At 67.2% G+C, this 19,479-nt stretch carries 19 protein-coding genes; 8 read left to right on the plus strand and 11 right to left on the minus strand.

Going from position 1 to position 19,479, the window contains the following annotated elements:
• Positions 1-19: 19 nt before the first annotated feature.
• The 5 genes from AB0K11_RS02650 (at position 20) to AB0K11_RS02670 (ending at position 5,759) form a co-directional block, all read left to right on the plus strand.
• Complete coding sequence (locus AB0K11_RS02650; RefSeq protein ID WP_364971907.1) at positions 20-3,172, plus strand: hypothetical protein; 3,153 nt, start codon at positions 20-22, stop codon at positions 3,170-3,172.
• Positions 3,172-3,774: a hypothetical protein gene (locus AB0K11_RS02655; RefSeq protein WP_364971909.1), complete on the plus strand. Its 603-nt coding sequence runs from the start codon at positions 3,172-3,174 to the stop codon at positions 3,772-3,774. Before AB0K11_RS02650 ends, AB0K11_RS02655 begins: the two co-directional genes overlap by 1 nt.
• A gap of 247 nt (positions 3,775-4,021) precedes the next feature.
• A complete protein-coding gene (locus AB0K11_RS02660) occupies positions 4,022-4,273 on the plus strand; it encodes a hypothetical protein (protein ID WP_364971911.1) in 252 nt (83 codons plus the stop codon).
• Positions 4,274-4,335: 62 nt separating this feature from the next.
• Positions 4,336-5,307, plus strand: coding sequence for a hypothetical protein (locus tag AB0K11_RS02665; protein ID WP_364971912.1), 972 nt, complete (start codon positions 4,336-4,338; stop codon positions 5,305-5,307).
• Positions 5,304-5,759, plus strand: a complete 456-nt coding sequence (locus AB0K11_RS02670; protein ID WP_364971914.1) for a hypothetical protein — start codon at positions 5,304-5,306, stop codon at positions 5,757-5,759. The genes AB0K11_RS02665 and AB0K11_RS02670 overlap by 4 nt, the downstream gene beginning before the upstream one ends.
• A 36-nt stretch (positions 5,760-5,795) precedes the next feature.
• Here the strand turns inward: AB0K11_RS02670 and AB0K11_RS02675 are convergent, their stop codons facing one another.
• A complete protein-coding gene (locus AB0K11_RS02675; RefSeq protein ID WP_364971915.1) occupies positions 5,796-6,179 on the minus strand; it encodes a hypothetical protein in 384 nt (127 codons plus the stop codon).
• A gap of 121 nt (positions 6,180-6,300) precedes the next feature.
• Here AB0K11_RS02675 and AB0K11_RS02680 point away from each other — a divergent pair, with 121 nt between their 5' ends.
• Together AB0K11_RS02680 and AB0K11_RS02685 are read left to right on the plus strand one after the other, a co-directional pair.
• On the plus strand, positions 6,301-6,861 hold the full coding sequence (locus AB0K11_RS02680; RefSeq protein ID WP_364971917.1) for a mammalian cell entry protein: 561 nt from the start codon (positions 6,301-6,303) through the stop codon (positions 6,859-6,861).
• Positions 6,858-7,367 carry a hypothetical protein gene (locus AB0K11_RS02685; RefSeq protein WP_364971919.1) on the plus strand — a complete coding sequence of 170 codons (510 nt, stop codon included), beginning with the start codon at positions 6,858-6,860 and terminating at the stop codon, positions 7,365-7,367. Before AB0K11_RS02680 ends, AB0K11_RS02685 begins: the two co-directional genes overlap by 4 nt.
• Before the next feature lie 7 nt (positions 7,368-7,374).
• Here the strand turns inward: AB0K11_RS02685 and AB0K11_RS02690 are convergent, their stop codons facing one another.
• The 7 genes from AB0K11_RS02690 to AB0K11_RS02720 form a co-directional block, all read right to left on the minus strand.
• Positions 7,375-8,640, minus strand: a complete 1,266-nt coding sequence (locus AB0K11_RS02690; protein WP_364971921.1) for a lipase family protein — start codon at positions 8,638-8,640, stop codon at positions 7,375-7,377.
• Positions 8,641-8,865: 225 nt separating this feature from the next.
• Complete coding sequence (gene ahcY / locus AB0K11_RS02695; protein ID WP_364971922.1) at positions 8,866-10,326, minus strand: adenosylhomocysteinase; 1,461 nt, start codon at positions 10,324-10,326, stop codon at positions 8,866-8,868.
• A 78-nt stretch (positions 10,327-10,404) separates the two neighbouring features.
• Entirely contained in the window at positions 10,405-10,947 is a 543-nt protein-coding gene (locus AB0K11_RS02700; RefSeq protein WP_364973656.1) for a TetR family transcriptional regulator, read from the minus strand.
• A gap of 107 nt (positions 10,948-11,054) precedes the next feature.
• The gene (locus tag AB0K11_RS02705; protein ID WP_364971924.1) at positions 11,055-11,237 is read right to left on the minus strand and encodes a rubredoxin; all 183 of its coding nucleotides are present in this window, start codon (positions 11,235-11,237) and stop codon (positions 11,055-11,057) included.
• Positions 11,234-11,407: a rubredoxin gene (locus AB0K11_RS02710; protein WP_364971926.1), complete on the minus strand. Its 174-nt coding sequence runs from the start codon at positions 11,405-11,407 to the stop codon at positions 11,234-11,236. Before AB0K11_RS02710 ends, AB0K11_RS02705 begins: the two co-directional genes overlap by 4 nt.
• Entirely contained in the window at positions 11,404-12,642 is a 1,239-nt protein-coding gene (locus AB0K11_RS02715; RefSeq protein ID WP_364971927.1) for an alkane 1-monooxygenase, read from the minus strand. Before AB0K11_RS02715 ends, AB0K11_RS02710 begins: the two co-directional genes overlap by 4 nt.
• Positions 12,643-12,817: 175 nt before the next feature.
• On the minus strand, positions 12,818-14,287 hold the full coding sequence (locus AB0K11_RS02720; RefSeq protein ID WP_364971929.1) for an amino acid permease: 1,470 nt from the start codon (positions 14,285-14,287) through the stop codon (positions 12,818-12,820).
• 76 nt (positions 14,288-14,363) lie between these two features.
• Here AB0K11_RS02720 and AB0K11_RS02725 point away from each other — a divergent pair, with 76 nt between their 5' ends.
• Positions 14,364-15,725 carry an oxidoreductase gene (locus AB0K11_RS02725; RefSeq protein WP_364971931.1) on the plus strand — a complete coding sequence of 454 codons (1,362 nt, stop codon included), beginning with the start codon at positions 14,364-14,366 and terminating at the stop codon, positions 15,723-15,725.
• 12 nt (positions 15,726-15,737) lie between these two features.
• Here the strand turns inward: AB0K11_RS02725 and manA are convergent, their stop codons facing one another.
• Genes manA through AB0K11_RS02740 form a run of 3 tightly spaced genes read right to left on the minus strand, consistent with a single transcriptional unit; the run spans position 15,738 to position 19,456 of the window.
• The gene (gene manA / locus AB0K11_RS02730; protein ID WP_364971933.1) at positions 15,738-16,964 is read right to left on the minus strand and encodes a mannose-6-phosphate isomerase, class I; all 1,227 of its coding nucleotides are present in this window, start codon (positions 16,962-16,964) and stop codon (positions 15,738-15,740) included.
• A gap of 3 nt (positions 16,965-16,967) precedes the next feature.
• Positions 16,968-18,056 (minus strand): TobH protein, encoded by a 1,089-nt coding sequence (locus AB0K11_RS02735; protein WP_364971934.1) that lies wholly within the window; start codon positions 18,054-18,056, stop codon positions 16,968-16,970.
• On the minus strand, positions 18,053-19,456 hold the full coding sequence (locus AB0K11_RS02740; RefSeq protein ID WP_364971936.1) for a phosphomannomutase/phosphoglucomutase: 1,404 nt from the start codon (positions 19,454-19,456) through the stop codon (positions 18,053-18,055). Before AB0K11_RS02740 ends, AB0K11_RS02735 begins: the two co-directional genes overlap by 4 nt.
• Positions 19,457-19,479 lie beyond the last annotated feature (23 nt).

Raw genomic sequence — 19,479 nt, forward strand, 5'->3', positions numbered from 1 at the left:
GCCTGCCGGCAGCGGGGCGTTGAACGTACGGATCGAGGTCGATCCGGAGGTTCTCATCGGCGCCGGAAAGACCATGGGCTCGTTGGGCGGTCAGCTCGCGGCGCTGATGGGTGCGCTGGGGCCGATGCTGTCCGACGGCATAGCCTCGGGCATTGATCCGGCCGGGTTCGAATTCGCGGCGAAGTACGAAGATGCGGCGCAGAAATTCTCCGACGGGCTTGCTGCGGCGGCGAATGCGTTCAACGCCGTCGGCTACAAACTGGAAGCCAGCGGACACAACTACGCGAACGCCGATGCCGTCTCCACGATCGGAGGTTCGGGGCCCACCGGACGGGTGGGTGAGGTGCCGAGTGAGACGAAAGCCGCCGACGCCGCGACGTTTCCAAGCCTCAGCGTGGTGCCCCCGCCGTCGCATTGGAACCTGATACTGCGATTCCTGACCTTGCGACAGTGGCCCTCGGGCAATCCGTCGTTGCTCCGGGTCACTGCCGAGCAATGGCGCAACCTGGCCAAGGGCTTCGCCGTGATCGGGAACGAGGTCGCCGGGTCGAGGACGGCCGTGTCGACGCAGAAAGTTCCCGAGGGTCCGCAGATCGCCAAGGCGCATGACGACCTCGTGGCCGGGGTGTCCGACTTGGCCTCACAGGCCTCCGAGCTCGCGGTGCTGGTCGAGGACTTCGCGCGCGTGGTGCAGGAAACACAAGACGCGATACGCCGCCTGCTGGACCGCATTTCGCTCGAAGGTCTACTCGATTTCATCGGGGGGATCTTCACCGGCGAGGCCGACGACATCCTGCGTGAGATCGCCCAAGACGTCCAGACGCTCCTCGAGAATTTTCAACGCCAGGTCAAAGCCGTGGGGGGACTGCTCGGAGAGCTCACCGAAGCCCTCGGCGACACCGTGACGAAGCTCCAACAGCACGTCGACGTGACGCTTCGTGAATTACTCGGCGACGAGGTCGGTGGTGCGATCTCCGCTGCCTTCAAGGTGCAGACCGACCTCACCACCGGCGTGCTCACCGGGGCCGTCAACACTGTTGCCGGGGTGGTGGCGATGGCGGACATCGATACCTGGCAGGGAATGGCCGAAACGGCCTGGGCAGTGATCCAGGACCCCACGAAGGCAGACGACGTCGCAATAGCCGTGGCTCAGGAATTCTTCGCCACCGACAAGATCGCCGGAGACAATCCGGCCCGCGGCATCGGTGAGGCAGGTTTCAACGTCGCGACGCTGTTCGTGCCGGGTGGTGCGTTGTCCAAGACCGGCAACGTGGCCAAGGGCGTCAACTGGGCTCGCCACCGGTTCGGCAGTCCCGATTCACCCGCGCCGGACACCGCACCCACCTTCGGATCACACGATCTGGAAGGACTCGGCGAAGGTTCCGGACCAGGGAACCGGCTGACCGACGTCACCGACGTCAGGCCTGATGCGATCCCCGACTCGGTGATCGGCCCCGTCCCACCCAACGGTGTTGACGCGCCGCCGGATCCGCGCGGCCTCGAAGGACCGGCGGGACCGCCTGATCCTCCGTCGCCACACGCGGGCACACCCGGTGGTCGTGAGGATCACGGCGACGGCGGTGGCAGCGGTCCCCCGCCACCACCGGATCCGCCCGAGCGCACGCCCGGTCCGTCGGACTCCGGCCCCGGGCGTACTGACGGCCCGCCTCCGCAGTCGCCGGCATCGCAGGGGCCGGGTTCGGGTTCTGCCGACCCGCCGCCAACAGCGCCCGGTGATGCGCCCTCCGCGGGCGACCCGGCGCCGGGGGCGACGCCGCAGACACCCGAATCTCCCGCTCCGTCTGATCAATCGGCGTCAGGCAGATCGCCGTCCGAGACGGGCTCACCGACCATCAATGAGCCGACGGCGCCGGAAGCTCCCACCAACGGGCACGCGCCTGAACAACACGCGGGAGGGACGGGCACAGGCGAAGATCCGGCGCAGCCGCCGATGGGCAACGACGCGCCGGCCGAAAGCCGACGGCCGGACACCGACGAGCACACCGCACGACCGGATGACCGGATGCATATGCCCGCCGACAACCAACCGGCCAATTCGCCTGCGGCGGAACAGCCGAGCGGTCACGAGCGCACCGGGGACGGCGGCCAGATGCGTGAGCCGGCGCATGCAGCAGGTGACAGCGAGGCGAAGCGGCACGAGCCCGCGGGAGTGATGCCGATCGGGATGGGCGGGTTCGGCACGCCCATGGCATCGCACGGGTCCGGGTCGACGCCGGGTTCCGCCAACGGGTCGCCGGCGGCTCCCAAGACGGCGGAGAGCGCCACACGTAACCCGGACGGTAAAGGTCCGCAGGGCACATCACCGGAAAGCCCTCGGGCGCAACAGCCGACGGCCACGGGCCCGGCCGCTGGAAAGACGCCGTCGGCTCCGGCAGATCCCGCCCCAACACATCCTTCGCGTTCGCCGACGGACGGCCCGCCGGGTGCGCCGCTTCGTGAGTCAGCCGGTTCCCGCGATGGACATGGCCGACCTCCGGTTCATCCGTCCGGAGGCACTACACCCAACAATACTGGTGCGCCGCACCCCGCATCCGGAGATTCCACCGCTCCTGACAACGGCAACGCTCCGGGCTCCACGCCAGCGCCCGACAAGCCCACCGACGCTGACAAATGGCCCAACAATTCGCTCGACGAGATCCCGCCGCCGTTGGTGCGCGAGACGCCGTATCCAAACACCGGTGGAATCTTGCCAAATTATGTAGGCGAACAACATCCCGGAGGCCCCATGGGTTCACCGGGGGTGACGTACCTCGACGAAGCGGCTCGAGAGGCTCGGCGAATAACCATCCGCGATGGCATAGTCTACGACTCGAGCGGTAAGCCTTTTGATACTGCCAACGGCGTTTCGGCCTTCGGTCCGAATCACGACGGTCGCGCGATCTTCGTAATGGACCAGCACGGCAACCTTTACGCGTCGACCTTTCAGAAGTACAGGGTCTTCCATCACTCGAGTTTTCTCGCCGGAGCGCCGGTCGCCGGGGCCGGGGAACTAGTAGTCAAGAACGGAAGGATCGAATTGCTCAGCGACTGTAGCGGTCACTATCGTCCTGGCCAGGCGCGTACACAGCAGGTGCTCGACCAACTCGCGAGCCAAGGGATTCATCTGGATGCTTCGAGTGTGCAGTTGACCGCTCCTCCTGGGACGATCTGATGGCTCCGGACTGGCGCTTCGCGATCGACGAGATCCTCTACAGTCTTTCCTTCACGGAGCAGATCACTGAAGAATTCGTGACATGGATCGCGGATAACGCCGTGCGTTACGAAGCCCTCGATCTAGGACCGCAGGCCTACTACAAAGCAATCAACGATTCGTTGGCATCGGGCGAAATTCTCGACGGGCGCGGTCAACTGCCGCAGTTCAATCAGACACAACTTGCCGACTTCCTGCGTGCGGTCGCCGCGGAACTCGATGTTCGGCGACCTTGGCCCGAACCGAACTTTCGAAGCCTCGACTCCTCCGACTCGCGCAAGGCTTTCAGCCAAGCTGTACCAGTCGCACGACTGCAAGCTACGGTCCGAGAGATCACCGATCTGTTGCAGAAAGGCTTTCGGCCAGTTGGCGATAGTCATCCCGAGCGACAACTGCTCGTACTTCAATTGATCACAGGTGAGACTGTCTTCCTCTCAGGCATCGATCGCCGGGGTGAGACAGTCACCTTGTCTGCCGACCCCTCCGATTCCGGTGCCAACGCGTCAACGATCGAGCACTTCATCGCCGCGACTAATCTTCCGTCTGATCTGGTGATTACGTAGTACAGGGTCGCGTGAGTGATCTGCCGGACGTGCGGAGCGACCGGCAGACGACGACTGATGGTTCTCACGCCGGACACTACTCAGCTGCGGAGAGTAGAGAAGGGTTGCACCAGATGACCATTCATCGATCTCGGGAGGACCTGCCGTAATGTTGCATCTCTTGCTCGTGATCGATCTCCAAGGTGAGCTGGACCAATCGGGACTCGAACGGCTCCGCTGCCAGCTGGGTCTCCGTAGGCGAGGGCGGTTGACCGACGACTGGGATCAAGAGTTCGGCCATCGGACTTCACAAAAGCGCAGCGGAGGGCAAGTAAAAGTCATTCTCCTGCGTCAGTTCGACGGATCGTGGACGCTTCAGGTGCTCGACGACGAGGAACCTGAAGCCAGCGCTGTAGAGCTGGCACAGCTCCGCAGTGACCTGGTCAGCGGAGTGCGGGCGGCGGGATATGAAGCGACCGTTCGTCAGAAGCCGACATTTGGCACAGCAGATAGAGGCTGATTCTGATGACCGTCGTCACCGGACACGCCTCAGCTGTAGTGAGCAGAAAAGAGTTGCGCTAAATGGACAACCAACAACACGGCATCCGCGCCTCCGGCGAGTACGCGACATACGAAGGCCGCGAGTACTTCGCGCACAGCTTCGGCGATCGCGTGCGTCTCCACTCCGACGACGACCCACTTCCCCCGGGCTTCACAGCGTCCACGAAGAGTTGGGTTCGAGGCGAGGCCATCGTTCAGAAGACGGACGTCGAGCGGCTCGACAACATCCGGACCGTGGCCCGATGGTGCGGGTACCGGTTCGAAGTCGGCATCATCATCGGTGACACCGCCAACGTCACTTATCTCGGCGCACGATTCGACGAGGTCTCTGGTCTGCCCGGGATGTACCGTCCCGACAAGTACGAGGTGATCGGCGAGATACCGGTCCCGGAGCTGATCGACGTCGAAGAGCATGTGGCGCTGCGGGGCTCGGCGTCCGACATCGCAGCGGCACTGTTGGCGAGGATGCGCAAGGGCGATGGCCTGTCGGTTCCGTACCACCGCAGATGGGAAGTCGGCGGCTGCGAGCCGACGCGAAGCCTATGGAGCTATCCCTACGACGGCGTGCACGTACTCGCCGCAGGCCTCAAAGACATTGAACGACCCATGTTCACTGCGCCCGACAGGATCATCGTCGAGAACTGGGCGAGAAGCTGCTGGGTGGCGGTGAACCGCGATACCCGGGGGCAGGGCGCACCCGATGCCTACCTCGTCGGCATGGAAGCGGAAGGCACCGGGCGCTACGTCGGCAACGCCGCAGAAGTGGTGATCGAGATGGTCCGAGAAGCGCTGGGGCAGAGCACGCAGACCTCACCGACGCACGAAGACCTCCAGATCGGGTTCCCGGGTCTTCAGAACACCGCGACCACCTATGTCGGCAGTTGGCAGTGGAATGTGCACGGCGAAGTGAGCGACCAGAGCTTGGCCGAACGCGCCGCCCGCGCGACGCTGCGGGCGATCGACGCGAAGAAGAGCGCGGACGCTGCCTCATGAGCCCCGCCACGCGTCCCGAATTCGCCACCGAAGTCGAGCAGACCGTCGGCGCTGCCCTGTCGGATAACGGCCTCGTGCTCGACGAGATCTTCGACGGGCTCGACGACGGAGCAACCGGGCGCCCACTGTCGATCGTGTACTACCGAGGCAGCGACTGCAGACTTCAGATCTACCGGTCGTCGCGCGAGGGTGAGACGAACTGCATGATCGCACCGCTGCACGCGGCGAACGAATACGGACTGCGCAGCAGATCGAAGTTGTGGCGGTTCCTGGGCTTGTCCACAGCTCGCCCGGAGCTCCCGCTCGAGGAGCCGGCGCTTACCGCTCGACGGGAACACGACCGTCACGAGACACCGCTGCACTGGGTGCGATCGATCATCGAGAAGCACTTCGATGCCGCGCACGCGGAAACGCTCGAAAGGTCGCAGACGCACCGCAGTGGCACGGAATAGTGCGATGAGAACCGATCAGGCACCGGCCACACCCGGTCACCGTTGATCCGGTGGCACGTAGCCGGGGGTGAACCCCTTCTCGTCGACGATGAGATTCAGTGTGCCCAACTCGCATTCATGGATGTCGTCGATCGCGATGTCCGGCCGCAGGTCGGTGTGGAAGATCGGACGGCCGTCGGCGTCGTAGCCGCCGTAGCCCTTGTCGCCGTAATCGTCGACGTACTTCTCGATCCCGAGCGCCTCGGCTGCGCGGCGCGCATACGCCTCACCGCCGCCGGACCACAGCAGGATCCGGGTGTTCCTCATACTCGCGAGCGTGATCAGGAGCGTGCGGATGCGCTCGTTGGCCACGAAGCCGTCGGCGATGGTGTTGTCGCGCAGCGTTCCGTCGATGTCGAAGGCAATGGTGACCGTCTTCATTCCCCTGCACCCCCACGTCTCGCACCGGCAGCCACCGGACGGCCAGTCAATCGTAGGCTGCACAGACAGCCGTCAAGACGTGAGTTTCGAGGCACCGCCCCGGCGGTAGATTCACTGCATCATGACGACACCGCCGGCGTACCCGGGCCATCGTGGCCACCCGCCACCCCCTGCGCGGCGCGGATCCATGGCGCTCGTCCTCGCCGTGCCTGTCGTCCTCACCGTCGCCCTGATCGCGGCGATCACGTTCGCCGGCGTGCAGGGCCGGAAGATCAACCCGGTGGCGACCAAGGCGCCCGTCGCCGAAGCCGACTGGAAACCCTATGTGGACGCCGGGGAGACGGTCGCTGAGAACCTCGCCACGATCGACTACCGCACCGCGGACCGTGACGTTCAGCGGGTGCTCGACAGTTCGACCGGTTCGTTCCACGCCGACTTCGCCAAGCGTTCCCGCGAGTTCGTCGAGACGGTCCGCACGTCGCAGTCGATCAGCACCGGCACGGTCGACGGCGCGGGAATCGAATCGTTGGACCCCGACGGTGCAAGGGTTCTCGTCGCGCTCAGCGTTGAAACGGAGAACAGGGGCCGAGCCGATGCCACACCGAGATCGTGGCGGTTGCGGATCACCGTCGTCGAATCCGAGGCGGGGTTCAAGGCGTCCGACGTGGAGTTCGTGTCGTGAACTCGACCGGCGCGCGCCTCGTCTGGTGGACGTTCAACGTCCTGCTGGTCCTCGGCATCGTCGTGGCGACGGCCATCGGCGTGTGGCAGGCCGGCCGCGACGCCCCCGCGAGCCGCCCAGCCGGCCCCGGCGCCACCCCGGAGCAGCTACAGAAACACGTGCAAGAGGTGGTCCCCCGACTTCTGTCCTACACGCCGACCTCGGTCGCCACCATGGCCGACACCGTCGAACCGCTGTTGACCGGCGACTTCAAGGTCGAATACCGCGAGCTCCTCGAAGAAACGATCGTGCCGCAGGCACAGCAACAACGCATCACCACCGACGCCGAAGTCATCGGTGCGGCGGTCGAGTCGCTCGGCACCGACGAGGCGTCGGTGCTGGTCTTCGTCGACCAGCAGACCACCAAGCGCGCCGACCCGCGGCCACAGCGAAGTGAGTCCGCCGTCCAGGTGGGTCTGCGAAAGGTGCAGCACCAGTGGCTGATCAGCTCGTTCGAGCCGGTGTGACCCGCCGCTAGATCCGTCCGCAGTTCGGCGCCGTCGGCACTCCCTTGAACCGGTCGGCGATCCACTGCATGGCCGGCTCACCGTCGACCAGCATCGGCAGCGCATGGTTGACGACCGCCTTGTTCAGGAACGGCGGCTGCTCGTTGGTGCGGGCCTCGATGTCGGCACCCTGGGCGCACCAGTCCCGGCCGAGTTGCATCGCCGGCGCCCACGGCACCAGCGGATCGAACCTGTTGGCGTTGATCAGGACCGGCGCGTTGGGCTTCGTCTTGCCCAGCTTCTGCTCTTCGAAGAGCGACTTGAACGGCTCCTGGCCGACGAGCGTGTTCATGTCCTGGTTGAAGTACGGCTGGAGGTGCCGGAACATGAATTTGGAGATCGTCTCGGCGATGCACTGGTCCTGCACCTTGAACAGCATGTCGGTGCCGCGCGGGGTCAGCGTCGCGCGGATCGCCGCCTCGTGCTCGGGATAGGCCGTCATCACCGAATTCAGCGCATAGCCGACGACACCGACGAGCATGCTGCCGTCGGCGAACGGGAAGAGCGCCTTCAGGTCGGCGGGCGGCGCACCGGCGTAGGTGCCCTTGACGTCGAGTTCGGGGGCGTACAGCTCGGCCATCTCCGCCGCGGACGCCGCCGCTCCCCCGCCTTGGGAGTACCCCCAGAACGCCAGCGGGCCGTCGGGCGCCAGCGACGTGCCGGGCAGCCGCTTGGCGGCGCGGGCGGCGTCGAGCATCGCGTGGCCCTGCGACACCCGGCTCACGTAGGTGTGCAGGCCAGGGGTGCCGAGGCCCTCGTAGTCGGTCATGACGATCGCGAACCCGCGCGCCACCATCGTCGCGACGAAGAGCTCCTCGTAGTTGAACGCGAGGTCGAGATACGGCGACCAGTGGATGCCCTGGTTGAACTGCCGCGACGGTGCGCACTGGTCACCCTGGCCCTGGGTGCCGGGCCCGTAGACGATCAGCGGTCGCGGCCCGCCGAACGGCCACGCGTTGTGCGGCTCGAAATAGGTGCCCGTGACGACGTTCGGGTTCCCGCGAGCATCGGTGCTGCGGTACATGATTCGTGTGCCGTTGGCCATGATCATGCCGAGCTGGCCGGACGGCTCGAGCACCAGCCGCGACGGCTCCGAGCGCACCACGTCTCCCGGCTGGCCCGGCGGCAGCGGATCCGGCGGGGTGTAGAACGCCTGGTACTCGTCCTCGTTGAAATACGGGTTGTGGTCGTCGATGGTCGGGTCGTCGGCGAACGCGGTCGCCGATCCCGTCATCACGACGAACGACAACAGCACGACAAACGCTCGAATCCCCCGACCCACGGCGCGAACGTTAACAGTTCGATAACGACGCCACGGCGCTTTGGTCCTCGAACCACGAGATACGGTGCGGGCCGGAGGTTTTGAGAACGGACTCGTCGGGCCCGCAAACGCCGAACGTGCGCCCACTGCGAGAAATCAGGCTGATCCTCGCCGTGAGCGCACGTTCAGCGCGCGAACTCAGTAGCGGTAGTGCTCCGGCTTGTACGGGCCTTCGACGTCGACGCCGATGTACTCCGCCTGCTCCTTGGTGAGCTTGGTCAGCGAGCCGCCGAGTGCCTCGACGTGGATCTTCGCGACCTTCTCGTCGAGGTGCTTGGCCAGGCGGTAGACCTCGTTGTCGTACTCGTCGTTCTTGGTCCACAGCTCGATCTGCGCGATCACCTGGTTGGAGAAGCTGTTGCTCATCACGAACGACGGGTGGCCGGTCGCGTTGCCCAGGTTCAGCAGACGACCCTCCGACAGCACGATGATCGAGTGGCCGTCGGGGAAGACGAACTCGTCGACCTGGGGCTTGATGTTGATCCGGCGGATGTCCGGGTCACGCTCGAGGCGGGCCATCTCGATCTCGTCGTCGAAGTGCCCGATGTTGCCGAGGATGGCCTGGTGCTTCATCGACCGCATGTGGTCGAGGGTGATGATGCCCTGGTTGCCGGTGGCGGTGATGATGATGTCCGCCCAGCCGACAGCCTCTTCGACGGTCTTGACCTCGAAGCCGTCCATCAGCGCCTGCAGGGCGTTGATCGGGTCGATCTCGGTGACGGCCACCCGGGCGCCCTGGGCCTTGAGCGCCTCGGCGCAGCCCTTGCCGACGTCGCCGTAACCGCACACCAGGGCGGCCTTGCCGCCGATCAGCACGTCGGTGCCGCGGTTGATGCCGTCGATCAGCGAGTGCCGGGTGCCGTACTTGTTGTCGAACTTGCTCTTGGTGACCGAGTCGTTGACGTTGATCGCGGGGAACGTCAGCTCACCTGAGGCGGCGAACTGGTAGAGCCGCAGCACGCCGGTGGTGGTCTCCTCCGTGACACCCTGGACCGACTCGGCGATCTTGGTCCACTTGCCCTTGTCGGTCTCGAACCGCTGGCGCAGCAGGTTCAGGAAGACCTTGTACTCGTCGGAGGCGTCCTCCTCGTCGGGCGGAACCACGCCGGCCCTCTCGAACTGCGCGCCGCGCAGCACCAGCATCGTGGCGTCACCGCCGTCGTCGAGGATCATGTTGGCCGGCTCGTTCGGCCAGGTGAGCATCTGCTCGGCGGCCCACCAGTACTCCTCGAGCGACTCGCCCTTCCACGCGAACACCGGGACGCCCTTGGGCTCCTCCGGGGTGCCGTGCGGGCCGACGACGGTCGCCGCCGCGGCGTGGTCCTGGGTGGAGAAGATGTTGCACGACGCCCAGCGCACCTCGGCGCCGAGTGCCACCAGCGTCTCGATCAGCACCGCGGTCTGAACGGTCATGTGCAGCGACCCCGAGACCCGGGCGCCCTTGAGCGGCAGCACCTCGGAGTACTCGCGACGCAGGGACATCAGGCCCGGCATCTCGTGTTCTGCCAGCCGGATCTCCTTGCGGCCGAACTCGGCCAGGGCGAGGTCGGCAACCTTGAAGTCGATGCCGTTGAGGCTGTCAGCCTTCAACTCAGTCATATGCATTCCTTTTCGTGCGCACGCGTGAGGCCATTTATTTAGCCTGGTTACACAGTAGTCGGCGCGCTCGGGGCGCCGCTAATCCTGCTCGATGACACCGTATCGTTCGGCAAACGGCGTCATCAGCCGGGCCAGGTCACCGGCCACATCGTGGTCGGCCTCCGGCGGCATCGAGACATAACTCATCGCCAGCCGGACGATCGCACGGGCCAGCACGCCCGCGTCCTCGTCGCTCGCCCTGACCCAGCTGTGGGCGAAGGTGTCCGTCAGCCGGTCCGAGCAACGGGTGATGATCGGACCGCTGTCGGTGGTGATGATCTGCAACAGGTCGGGCTTGGTGTCCCCCGACAGCAGCGAGATCACCAGCGGGTCGGCGGCCGACTCGGCGAAGAAGGCACGGAAGCCCTGCAGGAACGCGGCGTGCACGTCGCCGACGTTGCTCTCGATGGCCTCGTCGACGGCGTCGACCAGGCGGTCCGCCAACCGCAGCGCGTAGTTCTGCGCCAGGCCCTGCCGCGAGCCGAACTCGTTGTAGATGGTCTGCCTGCTGATCCCTGCGGCCTTGGCGACATCGGACAGCGTGATCGCCGACCAATCCCGGGTCGTCAGCATGTCGCGCATCCCGTCCAGGATCGAATCGCGCAGCAGCACCCTCGACGCCTCGGCGTACGGGATGCGCTGCGCGCTTCGACGGTCGCGCGGGCTTGTCACACGCGCGAGGGTAGCGGTCAAGACCGCGCTACCTCCACCATCTCGAAATCCGACTTGGCCGCGCCGCAGTCCGGGCAGCTCCAGTCCTCGGGGATGTCGTCCCACCGGGTGCCCGGGGCGATGCCGTCCTCGGGCCAGCCCTTCTCTTCGTCATACTCGAATCCGCACTGCACGCAGACGAACAATTTGTAGTCACTCATCGGGTTGCTCCCATCTCTTCGAAGTCGACCTTCTCGCGCACCGCACAGTCAGGGCAGCACCAGTCGTCAGGGACCTGATCCCACGCTGTGCCTGCCGGAAATCCCTCGCGCGGAGCGCCGTTGGCCTCGTCGTACACGTAGTCACATCCGGGGCAGCGGTAGGCGGTCATCGGGAGACCTCCGCCACCGCCCCGTAGCGCGCCAGCATCTTGTCGCGCATCCGCGGGTGCAGGTTGACGCGGGTGATGTCGCCGTCGTAGTGGTCGAGCACCCGATGGTCCATCACCTTGCGCCACAGCGGCGGGAAGTAGGTGAGCGCGATCATCGACGCATATCCGCTCGGCAGGTTCGGCGCGCCGTCGATGCTGCGCAGCGTCTGGTAGCGGCGCGTGGGGTTGGCGTGGTGATCGCTGTGGCGCTGCAGGTGGTAGAGGAACAGGTTGGTGACGATGTGGTCGGAGTTCCAGCTGTGCGCGGGTGCGCAGCGCTCGTAGCGGCCATTGGCCGTCTTCTGCCGCAGCAGGCCGTAGTGCTCGAGGTAGTTCACCGTCTCCAGCAGCGTGAAGCCGAAGACGGCCTGGATCACCAGGTACGGGATGACGGCCACGCCGAACACCGCGATCAGCGCACCGAACAGCAGCACCGTCATCGCCCACGCGTTGAGCACATCGTTGCCCGGGTAGGTCCTCGGGTCCCATGGGCTGCGGCCGTTGCGGCGCAGGCGCTGGGCCTCCAATTTCCACGACGACCGCAGGCTGCCCCACACACTGCGCGGCACGAACTCCCAGAACGTCTCGCCGAAGCGCGCCGACGCCGGGTCCTCCGGGGTGGCGACGCGGACGTGGTGGCCGCGGTTGTGCTCGATGTAGAAGTGGCCGTATGCGGTCTGGGCCAGGGTGATCTTGCTGAGCCAACGCTCGAGTGAGTCCTTCTTGTGCCCCATCTCGTGCGCGGTGTTGATGCCCACCCCTCCGAGCACCCCCACCGACAGCGCGAGGCCGATCTTCGCCGGCCAGCCCAGACCGCCGTCGAAGCCCAGCCAGCCCAGGTCCGCCGCGGTGAACAGGTACGCCCCGACGATCATGCTGGCGTACTGGAAGGGCAGGTAGATGTAGGTGCAGTAGCGGTAGTACCGGTCGTTCTCGAGCCGCTCCATCACCTCGTCGGGCGGGTTCTGGCCGTCGGGGCCGAACTTCAGGTCGAGCGCGGGCAGCAGCACGTAGAGCAGGATCGGGCCGATCCAGAACGGCACCTGAGCCGCAGCGTGCCAACCGAGGTCGTTGAGCGCCCACACGATCGGCAGCATCACGAACAGGGCGGTCGGGGCGATCAACCCCATCAGCCAGAGATACCGCTTTCTGTCGCTCCACTGATCAGCGGTGATGTCTGAGATTTCGGTCGCCATCGAACAGCCTCCTCGGTGATCGGGATCACGTCTTAGGTTGACTATACGACTCTGTTTGTCCGTTGTCTAGACATCGAAGGCTGTTTTGTAAAGCGACCGGAACGACTTCGGCGCGCTTCCGGTCGCTGAGCGATCGAAAGCGCGCCGAAATCGCGGGGTGGGTGAGGCGGGGGTGTTACTCGACCGAGGCGGCTTCGCGGCGGCCGAGTACCGAGTGCCTGCGGCCGTAGGCGAAGTAGACGACCACACCGATGGCCATCCAGATCAGGAAGCGGATCCAGGTCAGCCCGGTCAGGTTGAGCATCAGCCAGACGCAGGCCGCGATGGCCGCGATCGGCAGCAGCGGCACCAGCGGTGTCCGGAAGCCGCGATCGAGGTCGGGGCGGGTCTTCCGCAGCACGATCACACCGGCGGACACCAGCGCGAAGGCGAACAGCGTGCCGATGTTGACCATCTCTTCTAGCTTGTCGATGGGGAACACCGACGCCGCGATGGCCACCAGGGCTCCGACGATCAGCGTGATGCGCACCGGCGTGCCGTGCTCCCCCGTCTTGGCCAGTTGGCGGGGCATCAGCCCGTCCCGCGACATCGCGAACAACACCCGCGTCTGGCCCAGCATCAGCACGATCACGACGGTCGTCAGACCGGCCAGCGCGCCGATCGAGATCACTGTCGCGGCCCACTCCACCCCGTTGGCGGAGAACGCCGTCGCCAGGTTGGCCTTCTCCCCCGCGTCGCGCAGCACCGTGTAGGACACCATCCCCGACAGCACGACGGCGACCGCGACGTAGAGCACCGTGACGATCGCCAGCGAACCGAGGATCCCGCGCGGCACGTCGCGCTGCGGATTCTTGGTCTCCTCGGCGGTGGTCGCGACGATGTCGAAGCCGATGAAGGCGAAGAACACGATCGACGCACCGGCCAGCAGGCCGTACCACCCGTAGCTGCTGCCCTCGGCGCCGGTGACCAACGAGAACAGGGACTGCTCGGCGCCGCTGCCACCCTCGGCCGCCTGAGCCGGCGGGATGAACGGCGAATAGTTGCTCATCTTGATGTAGCCCGCGCCGACGACCACCACGAGCAGCACGACCGCGACCTTGATCACGGTGATCACCAGGCTGACGCCGGCCGAGAGCTTGGTCCCGCGGGCGAGCAGCAGCGTCACGAACGCGATGATCACCAACGCGCCCCAGTCCACCTTGAAGCCGCCGACCTCGGCGACGCCGCCGCCGAAGTTGAACACCGTGCCCAGGTAGCTCGACCAGCCCTTGGCCACCACGGCCGCGGCGACGGCGAACTCCAGGATCAGGTCCCAGCCGATGATCCAAGCGACGAACTCGCCGAACGTGGCATAGGAGAACGTGTACGCGCTGCCCGCCACGGGCACCGTCGAGGCGAACTCGGCGTAACACAGCGCCGCCAGCCCGCAGGCGATCGCGGCCAGGATGAACGAGATCGAGATCGCCGGGCCCGTCAGGTTGCCCGCGGTGGACGCCGTGATGGTGAAGATGCCCGCACCGATCACCACCGAGACGCCGAACACGGTGAGGTCCCACCACGTCAGATCCTTGCGCAATCGGGTGCTCGGTTCGTCGGTGTCGGCGATCGACTGCTCCACGGATTTGGTGCGCCATCTGCCGCTCATGACGATTTCCTTTCGGATCCGGTGCGGACCAGATTCTCGCCCGGGTGTGCGAAATCTACCGGGTACTGTGCACCCGATGGGGCGGAGTACTAAACACGCAATCGTCATCGGGGGGAGCATCGCCGGACTGTGTGCCGCGCGGGTGCTCTCCGACTTCTATGAGCACGTGACCGTCTTCGAGCGCGACGAGTTGCCCCAAGGTCCGGCCAACCGCGCCGCCGTCCCCCAGGGCCGGCACGTGCACCTGCTGATGGCCCGCGGCGCCGCCGAGTTCGAGAGCCACTTCCCCGGCCTGCTCGACGACATGGTCGCCGCCGGCGTGCCCATTCTGGAGAACCGGCCCGACTGCATCCACTTCGGCGCGGCCGGTCACGTGCTGGGCACCCAGCACACGTTGCGCGACGAATTCACCGCCTACGTGCCGAGCCGCCCGCAGCTGGAATGGCAGATCCGCCGCCGGGTGGTCGCCATCCCCAATGTGGACATCGTTCGCCGGCTGGTGACGGAACCGACGTTCGACGCCGCCGCCCAGCGCGTCACCGGCGTGCGGCTCGAAGACGACGAAGCGGTGCCCGCCGACCTCGTCATCGACGCCACCGGCCGCGGGACCCGGTTGCCGGTGTGGCTGTCGCAGTGGGGTTTCGAGCGTCCCCGCGAAGACGCGGTGGACGTCGGGATCGGCTACGCCAGCCAGCAGGTGCAGGTGCCCGACGGCCTGCTCGCCGAGAAGGTGGTGGTCGCGGGCGCGTCGGACGAGTTGCCGCTCGGTGTGGGGATGCTGTTCTACGAGGACGGCCTGTGGAACGTCACCACCTTCGGTGTCGGCAAGGTGGAGCCGCCGAAGGACTTCACCGGAATGTGCGCGCTCGCCGACAAGATCCTGCCCTCGCATGTCGCTGCGGCGCTGCGGGCCGGGAAACCCGTCGGAGAGATGGCTTTTCACAAGTACCCGACGAGCCGGTGGCGCCGATTCGACAAGCTGGACCGCTTCCCCGCCGGGATCGTGCCCTTCGGCGACGCCGTGGTCAGCTTCAATCCCACCTACGGCCAGGGCATGACGATGACGTCGCTGCAGGCCGGTCACCTGCGCCGGGCGCTGGAGAATCCCGGCGAGAGCCTGGCCCGCACGCTGGGCAAGTCCACCGCGAAATCGACGTACCCGGTGTGGCAGATGAACGCGGTCGGCGACCTGACGCTGCACGGGGCCACCGGTCCGATGCCGTGGTGGTACTCGCCCGTCGGCGGTCTGTTCGACCAGTTCCTGGGCGCCGCGGAGACCGATCCCGTGCTGGCCGAATGGTTTCTGCGGCGGTTCAGCCTGCTCGACAGCCTGTGGATGGTGCCGTCGCCGCGACTCGTCGGCCGCACGATCCGGCACAACATGCGGTTGTGGCTGGCCGAACGGCGGGCTGCGCGCGATCCCGTCGCGGTCGGCTGAACCCGCGGGGCGTCAGACGCCGACGGTGATGCGGAACAGGGTGGTGGGTTCCTGCGCCACCAACCGGATGGGCCCGTCGTCGGCGGCGACCCACGCCGCCGCGCCGCGCTGCAGGGTCAGCGACGTGCTCTTCGCGTGCACCACCGTCACACCCTCGGTGCACAGCAGCACCTGCGGGCCGTCGTAGCGCGACGGCGCGTCGATCTCGTGGCCACACTGGTCGCCGGCCACGCCCAATACCGACACCGCGAACTCCGGCGCCGGCGTGCGGTACACGACTTCCATTCCGTCGCGGGTCATCTCGGGCCGCAGGTCGGCCTCCGGCGTCGGCGTGAAGTCGAGCACCCGCAGCAGCTCGGGCACGTCGACGTGCTTGGGCGTGAGACCGCCGCGCAGCACATTGTCGGAGTTGGCCATCACCTCGACGCCGATGCCGTGCAGGTAGGCGTGCAGGTTGCCGGCAGGCAGATAGATCCCCTCGCCGGGTCGCAGGGTGATGCGGTTGAGCAGCAACGCGGCCAGCACGCCTGCGTCGCCGGGGTAGCGCTCCCCCAGCTCCAGCACGGTCCTGGCCTCGGCGGCGAACCGCTTGTGTCCCGCCCGGACGTAGTCGATCGCGCCCTCGAGCACCGCGGGGACGAGCACGTCGAGGTGGGGCTGCGGCGCGGTGATCCAGGTGGTGAACAACGCGCGCAATCCGTCGGCGTCGGGCTGGCCGGCCAACAGGTTGAGGTAGAGCTCGAGCTGGGGAACCGCCAGCGCCTGCATCAGCTCGATGGTGTGGCTGACGGGAGCGAACCCGGCCAGCGCCTCGAACTGGTCGAGCGCCACCATCAGCTCCGGCTTGTGGCTGCGGTCGCGGTAGTTGCGCATGGGCGCCGACACCGGGATCCCCAGCCGGTCCTCGCGGTCGAATCCCTCGGCGGCCTGCGCCGCGCTCGGATGGGCCTGCAGCGACAGCGGTTCGTCGGCGGCGAGCACCTTCACCAGGAACGGCAGGGCGTTGCCGAAGTTGTTGAGCAAGGCCGTTCCGAGCTGGCCTTCGGGGTCGTCGCGCAGCGCCGTCAGCAGCGACTGCTCACCATCGGCGGTCTGCAGCCAGGCCGGGTCGCCCGGATGCGCGCCGAACCACAGCTCCGCCTCGGGATGCGCTGTGGGACTTGGCCTTCCGGTGAACTCGGCAAGCGCGGTGCGCGAACCCCACGCATAGGTTCGCACCGCTCCTCGTAGCAGGTGCACTGTCTAGCCCCGAACCAGTCTCAGGTACACAGCCGTCATCTCCAGTCGCACGGCCAGCGTCGCCAGCTGATGCTCCGGCCGGCTGCTCGCCCCCCTCGCCGCGCCGTCACCGGCGTCGGGCACATCCTCGGCGCTGACCACGTCGACGCCGTCGAAACCCGCGACCCTGGCCAGTATCACCGGGCGCTCGGTGTCGGTGGTGAGCACGAAGGCGCGCACCCGTCGCGGCAGCGGACCGTCGAGTTCCTCGTCGTGGAACAGCGATCCCTCGTACGACGTCTCGCCGCGGCGACCGGACGGTCGGCTGCGCAGGCCCACCAGCAGGTCGGCCAGCCCCACCGCGGCGACCGCCTCACCGGCCGCCCGCAGCAACACGGCCGCGCCGTGCCGGCTGAGCGCCAGCGTCGCCGCATTGTCGCCGGCGAGCACCACGTCGCGTCCGGAGATGCGGTCGGCCAGTGTCTTCGCGGGATTGGTGAACAGGTCGCGGCCCGCGCTGTTGCGCAGCGCCTCGGCGTCGAGTTCGTCGGCCAGAGCGGCGAGGTCGGCGGGCAGGCCCGGGTCCACGGTGTGCAGTGTGGCAAGCCCGACCGCGAGGTAGCGGGCCAGGGCGAAGTCGTCGGGCACCCACACCCGCGGCGCCAGTGCGACCACCCGGCCTGCGGTGGCATCCCGCAGCGGACCCTCGTAGGGCGCGGCGACCACCACCCGAGCGCCACGGCGGACACCGGTCGCGGCGGCCGCCACCAGAGCGGGGTCGGCGGCGTCGTCGCCCGCGACCACGATCACGTCGAGCGCACCGATCCAGGGCGGTACCTCCGCGGTGACGACGATCGGCGCCGCCGCCGACGGTCCCATCGTCGCGGCGAGGATCGCCCCAGCCGTCTCTGCGGCGCCACGGCCCGCGACCCACACGACGGTGCGCGGCGGCTGGCCCGACCGCAGCGGCTCGAGCACTCCTTCGTCGAGCGCGGCCGCGGTCGCCCGCACCTGGGCGCCGGCCATCGCGGTGGCCCTGAGCAGCCCGTCGCGATCGGCGTTCAGCAGCCCCTCGGCGTCGTCGAGGTCGACGGGAGCCTCGGTGGCTCTCACGACGAATCCCCAACGGCGGTGACGCTCTGAGCCTCGACCGTCCGTGACACCTCGCCGACCACCTCGTCGACCTCCTCGGTGCTGCGCGCCTCGACGTTGAGTCGCAGCAGCGGCTCGGTGTTCGACGTGCGCAGGTTGAACCAGTTGCCGTTGCCGAGGTCGACGGTGACGCCGTCGAGGTGGTCGATGGAGTGGATGCGCGAGCCGAACGACTTGAGCACGGCATCGACACAGCCGGCCGCATCGGCGACGGTGAAGTTGATCTCGCCGGAGGCCTCGTAGCGCTGGTAGTCGGCCATCAGGTCCGACAGCGGCCGGTCCTGCTCACCGAGCGCGGCGAGCACGTGCAACGCGGCCAGCATCCCGGAGTCGGCGCCCCAGAAGTCGCGAAAGTAGTAGTGCGCGGAGTGCTCGCCACCGAAGATCGCACCGGATTCGGCCATCAGCGTCTTGATGTAGGAGTGCCCCACCCGGGAGCGCACCGGGGTGCCCCCGCGCTCGACCACGAGTTCGGGCACGGCCCGTGAGGTGATCAGGTTGTGGATGACGGTCGCGCCGATCTCGCGCTGCAGCTCACGCGCGGCCACCAGAGCGGTCACCGCCGACGGCGACACCGGACGCCCCAGCTCGTCGACGACGAAGCAGCGGTCGGCGTCGCCGTCGAACGCCAGCCCGATGTCAGCGCCCGAGGACACCACGTGCGCCTGCAGGTCGACGAGATTGGCAGGGTCCAGCGGGTTCGCCTCATGATTGGGGAAAGTGCCGTCGAGTTCGAAGTACAACGGCGCCATGGTGATCGACTCGATGGCGCCCAGCACCGCGGGAGCGGTGTGGCCGGCCATGCCGTTGCCCGCGTCGACCGCCACCCGCAGCGGGCGGTCGCCGGCCAGGTCGACCAGCGATCGCAGGAATGCGCCGTAGTCGGCGAGCACGTCGCGGTCTGCGATGGTGCCGCGCGGCGAGTCGGAAGCGGGCACACCGGCGATCACCTCCTCGGCGATCGCCGACAGCCCGGTGTCCTTGCCGACGGGTTTGGCACCTGCGCGGCACAGCTTGATGCCGTTGTAGGCGGCCGGGTTGTGGCTGGCGGTGAACATCGCGCCGGGGCAGTCGAGCAGACCGGAGGCGAAGTACAGCTGATCGGTGGACGCCAGGCCGATCCGGGTGACGTCGAGACCCTGGGCCACCACGCCGTCGGCGAACGCCGCGGCCAGCGCGGGCGAGCTCTCCCGCATGTCATAGCCGATCACCACCTGGTGGACTGCCGGGTCGGCGGCCATCAGCCGGGCGAAGGCACCGCCGACGTCGGCGACGAACGCCTCGTCGAGTTCGTCACCGACCAGGCCACGCACGTCATACGCCTTGATGACGCGGTTAACCGCCGCAGCCGGCCGGGACATAGCACTCCTCGTGACGGGATCTT

The sequence above is a fragment of the Mycobacterium sp. NPDC050551 genome (genome assembly GCF_040674075.1).
GTDB lineage: Bacteria > Actinomycetota > Actinomycetes > Mycobacteriales > Mycobacteriaceae > Mycobacterium.